The following is a 1,396-nucleotide window of genomic DNA, read 5'->3' as shown; positions in this document are numbered from 1 at the left end:
CTTTGGAAAGTATTGTCGCAGAAGGCCGTTCGTGTTCTCGTTCGTGCCACGCTGCCATGGACTGTGCGGGTCGGCGAAGAATACCTTTACCCCGGACTCGACGGTAAAGCGGGCGTGATCGGATAGTTCCTTGCCACGATCCCAGGTCAATGACCGCCACAACTGGGCAGGCATGTCAGTTACGGTCTTCTTCAGCGCATTGGCCATCGTGACAGCTCCGTAGCCAGCCAGCGCGGGGCCGTTCTTCGTGCGGGGAGTCAACCCATAGCCTTTCTCCCGAGGCAGGTGCACGAGCATGGTGAAACGGCTTGATCTCTCCACCAGCGTCCCAATAGCAGATCGGTTCAGGCCGATGATCAGGTTACCTTCCCAATGCCCTGGCACTGCACGATCCTGCACTTCTGCAGGCCGGCTAGAAATCATCACATCCTCGCTAACGTGCGCCCAGGCCCTGGCTTGCGCCCTGGCCCTCGGTACGCGCAACGCCCTCCCTGTGCGAAGACAGCTGACCAGCTCACGCTTGAGGGCGCCCCGGCTCTGGATATAGAGAGCCTGGTAAATTGCTTCGTGAGAGATGCGCATGGATTCGTCATCCGGGAAGTCGAACTGCAGCCGTTTGGAAATCTGCTCGGGCGACCAGCCATTGACCCATTTACGGTCACCGCGATGCGGCTTGCTTCTCCCTTTGAACGGCGCTTGCCGAGGCCCAGCAGTCTCACGGCCATCAGCGTCGCGAACCTTGCCCTCCAGACGGTCTTGCACGTAGTGGTGCAGCCGTGGGTTAGTCACCAGTTTCGACGGTTTAGGTCTTTTGGCAACCAGTTCTGCCTTCCACTGCGCAACCGAAGCCCGATACTCAAGCCGGCCGCTACGAGTTGCAGCGTTACGTGTCAGTTCCCGGGAGACCGTTGATGGGCTGCGTCCGATATGGCGAGCAATCCCTCGTACCCCGACGCCCTGGAACGAAAGTAGTCCAATCTCCTCTCGCTCTGCGAACGACAGGTACCTCCCGGATATCGGGCTCTTCATGGAAAGTGGCATGCCACCATTATGACGGAACCAGCGAGTGCCTACTGCCTGCGACACGCCAACCGCCTCTGCAGCCTTCTCACTTGTAATGCCTGTTGCGATCTGCTCCCAGAATCGCCGCTCGATCTCACGCCGATGCGACGGCGCACCTGGCGAACGCATCGCTCCTCGCCCTGTCAACTTATGCATCCACCCCGCTGGTCGTCCCATAAACACCTCCTCGATCAAAGGTGTTGCGACGACCGGTTGAATCCGCCCAGTTCACCGCGACTGCCTTTACCGACGCGGTTCTGAATCGCGATATCAAGCTGTCCATGGACGGCAAGGGAGCCTGGCGTGACAACGTGTTCGTGGAGCGCGTGTGGCG

The 1,396-nt window shown here is 59.7% G+C and carries 1 protein-coding gene and 1 pseudogene; one reads left to right on the top strand and one right to left on the bottom strand.

Annotated elements, in window-relative coordinates; all coding sequences use genetic code 11:
- On the bottom strand, positions 1–1,218 hold a 1,218-nt coding region (locus tag HV796_RS42350; protein WP_175233561.1), incomplete at its 3' end, for an IS30 family transposase.
- Between the two features lie 59 nt (positions 1,219–1,277).
- Here HV796_RS42350 and HV796_RS46375 point away from each other — a divergent pair.
- Positions 1,278–1,396 (top strand): annotated as a pseudogene (locus HV796_RS46375) (IS3 family transposase); the annotation flags it as partial.

This window comes from Paraburkholderia humisilvae (assembly GCF_902859855.1).
GTDB lineage: Bacteria > Pseudomonadota > Gammaproteobacteria > Burkholderiales > Burkholderiaceae > Paraburkholderia > Paraburkholderia humisilvae.
Note: the sequence above shows the minus strand (reverse complement) of the source record. Positions and strands in the feature narration are given on the sequence as shown.